The organism is Xenorhabdus budapestensis (assembly GCF_002632465.1).
GTDB lineage: Bacteria > Pseudomonadota > Gammaproteobacteria > Enterobacterales > Enterobacteriaceae > Xenorhabdus > Xenorhabdus budapestensis.
Genome location: NZ_NIBS01000069.1, coordinates 1 through 2612, shown reverse-complemented (window position 1 = coordinate 2612; position 2612 = coordinate 1). Strand labels below are relative to the sequence as shown.

Here is a 2612-nt window from a genome sequence, read left to right as displayed (position 1 = left end):
CCTGCGCTGGATACAGGCCATGTTAGGCCATGCCAGCGTGGAATCCACCCAGGTGTATACGCAGGTCTCTATCCGGGCCTTGCAGGCGGTGCACGCCAGTACGCATCCGGCGGAGCAAATGGCCGACGAAAAAGTCCGCGACGCCGATGAGGTGGGTTTACTGGCCGACCTGTACGCCGACGATAACGCCGGCACGGACACGCCGCCGGACAGTTCAGAGCCGACCTCAACCGCCGATAGCCGCTGAACGTCCACACGCCCCCGTTGAGTTGGGCGGGTTCGGTGTGGGGGCAGACCGTGGCCGGACTGCCCGTCGGCATCGGCGCACGCGGGGGTAAATAGTCGTCAGGCGGCTCAACCACGAGCGTCCCCGTTAAGCCGGTCCAGGCCGCCCAACGCCTATTGAACATAATGCGGGGGAATTATACGCACTGCGCCGGTGAGCCCGGGCAACCGCCTGAGCATTGATGAGCGGCTTAATGCGTATAATTGGCATTATGTCTTGCGCCCCCGCGGGTCAGCATTGGCGGGTGTGGCGCACAAGGCTGCGCCTTATGCTCTAACCGACTGAGCCGGACATCGGCAACTCTGAGTTCTTCTTTAGCTGCCGTGCCAACGTCCGGCCAACAACCCTGAAGGCAGATCGGCCTGCGGCCTCCGCTCATTGACTTCCCCCCGCCCCAACCCCGCTGCACTGGCTGCGCCCGGTTCGCAGTCGCAGGCTCCTTGCTCATTCCCGTGCTCGCCATCGCCGCCCCGTGCAGCCCCCGGGGGCTTCCCTGAACAAAACAAAACCGCGTGGTCATGCAAGGTCATACGCAAACCGAAGCCACAGTGCCTCAGAGCGTCGCAGGGGCGCCGCTTGCGGGCTCTGTGCCGCCCGCGCCCGCAGAACGGGCACCCGCCGCCCAAGCGAGTTGGGCGACGTTCGCCCGTTGCCGAAAAAGGCGCTACACTGACCAGAGCGCGGCGGGAAAAACCGGCCTTCGGGGGCGAAAAGCGCGTCAGGGGGTTTTGGGGCCGGCGGTGAACGCCCATTGGAAAAAACGGGTGGTAACTGGCTGAGGGCATTGGGAAAATCGGTGTTTGGCGGTCAACTTCGCAATGGAATGGGTTGTTATTGAGAATAACTTTTTGAGCGTGAATGAGCTGGACAGTTTTGCGCACCAAGCCCGCACCTGTGAAGGGGAGAGCTGCAAACAAGTGATCAAGGATATGGTAGAGACCAATATCCGTAATCAGCAGGAAATGATGAACTTCTGCAACAGCAACCCGAGCCAGTGCGCTCAGAAGTATGGTTATCTGGTTGATCAGTGGCCGGTGTTTGAACGTACCCTCAAAAATATGGACCGGGATGGCACATTGCCGGTTGAGTTCAGAAATTACCTGTCGGCAGTGAATACGTTAGGTCAGGCGGCCACAGGCAAGGTAGGCGAACTCGGCTGGACAAAACGCTTTGAAGCGATGGGTATGAGTCAGGAAACTGCCGCTGCAATGGCGATGACGCTGCCTATTGTGATGGAGGGAGCCAAAGGGCCAAAATCATTGCCAACAACAAAGGGGAGCACAGGCGCGGATGTTAATACAGAGAAAACGGCGCTGGAAAAGATTGGGAAAAACAGTCAAGGCACAACGAATCTGGGTGATAAATCGGCTAATACTGTTTATCATCAACAGCTTATCAAAAATGCTGAAAAGATATCTACCGCGAAACCGGGGCAACAAGTTGCAGCACCAAGGGATCTGAATGAGCAAACTTTCTGGAAACAGGTGCAATCTAATCCCCTGCAAGGAAAAGATTTACCAGGATTAAATAATGATCCGCGTTTTCCTATGGCAGCAGGTTTCCAAAAAATGGAAGCAAAACATAAGCTCCCTGATGGACAAACGATAACTATACATTACCAGTACAACTCAAATACTGGTAAAGCCTATGACATGAAGATTACTACCCCTCAGAGAATCCAACAGGATCCTAAAAAGGTAATAGATTCAATAAAGGATAATGTTAAATGAAAATAAAAGAATCAGATGGTGAAGTCATTGATGTATTTGCTATTTATTGGATAAATGAAAAATCCTTATGTTTAGGCATGCCAAGAAATTATGGAGGATTATCCGCTTATGATCTTTCGCAAGTAACAGTAATTGATCCTACATTGAATGGTGAACTGGTATATTTTCAAAATAATAATCCGGGTATTTATCATTGGGCGTTGATTAGAGAGAGGTTATTAGACGATCTACTTGAATTAGATGAAACTGCTTATCAACGCTTTTTGGCAATCCTAAAAGCGGAAGGTAATATAGAACAGGATTTTTGTTAATTAGGCGTCCCGGTCAGTGGCCGGGAGCTTCCTGCTTTTAACCGTCAGCTGTTCTCAACAAGCCGGATAATCAACTGCCCGTGCTCAACACTAACCTGCACCGGCAGTCCGGTCGCAAAGCCCGCTTCTTCCAGCCAGTTGCCTTTAAGGTGCAGGCTGGGATGCTGGCTGTAATAACGGGTCATGCCGGTGCTGCGGTCTTCGTGGCGGGTGCGGGCATACCCCACCTTATAGCTGCGCCGGGCTTTTGAAATCGCTAAATCTGCATTACAATCGCGGTTAGCC

4 protein-coding genes and 1 pseudogene are annotated in these 2612 nt (G+C 53.1%); 3 read left to right on the top strand and 2 right to left on the bottom strand.

Features of this window, described 5'->3' with window-relative positions; genetic code table 11:
* Positions 1–247: pseudogene (locus Xbud_RS18750) on the top strand (site-specific tyrosine recombinase XerC); the annotation flags it as partial.
* Positions 248–476: 229 nt separating this feature from the next.
* Here the strand turns inward: Xbud_RS18750 and Xbud_RS20000 are convergent.
* Positions 477–749, bottom strand: coding sequence for a hypothetical protein (locus Xbud_RS20000; RefSeq protein WP_011145473.1), 273 nt, complete (start codon positions 747–749; stop codon positions 477–479).
* A 337-nt stretch (positions 750–1086) separates the two neighbouring features.
* Here Xbud_RS20000 and Xbud_RS18735 point away from each other — a divergent pair, with 337 nt between their 5' ends.
* Together Xbud_RS18735 and Xbud_RS18730 are read left to right on the top strand one after the other, a co-directional pair.
* Positions 1087–2016, top strand: a complete 930-nt coding sequence (locus Xbud_RS18735) for a hypothetical protein (protein ID WP_244590044.1) — start codon at positions 1087–1089, stop codon at positions 2014–2016.
* Complete coding sequence (locus tag Xbud_RS18730; protein ID WP_099137494.1) at positions 2013–2327, top strand: hypothetical protein; 315 nt, start codon at positions 2013–2015, stop codon at positions 2325–2327. Before Xbud_RS18735 ends, Xbud_RS18730 begins: the two co-directional genes overlap by 4 nt.
* 44 nt (positions 2328–2371) lie before the next feature.
* On the opposite strand, the gene Xbud_RS18725 is transcribed toward Xbud_RS18730, so the two are convergent.
* Positions 2372–2612, bottom strand: a 241-nt coding sequence (locus Xbud_RS18725) for a SymE family type I addiction module toxin (RefSeq protein ID WP_099137493.1), incomplete at its 5' end; no start/stop codon positions are given.

Excerpts from the sequence above, each read along its gene's own strand:
- Xbud_RS20000 (WP_011145473.1), bottom strand. The coding sequence starts at position 749 with ATGGCGAGCACGGGAATGAGCAAGGAGCCTGCGACTGCGAACCGGGCG.
- Xbud_RS18730 (WP_099137494.1), top strand. The coding sequence starts at position 2,013 with ATGAAAATAAAAGAATCAGATGGTGAAGTCATTGATGTATTTGCTATT.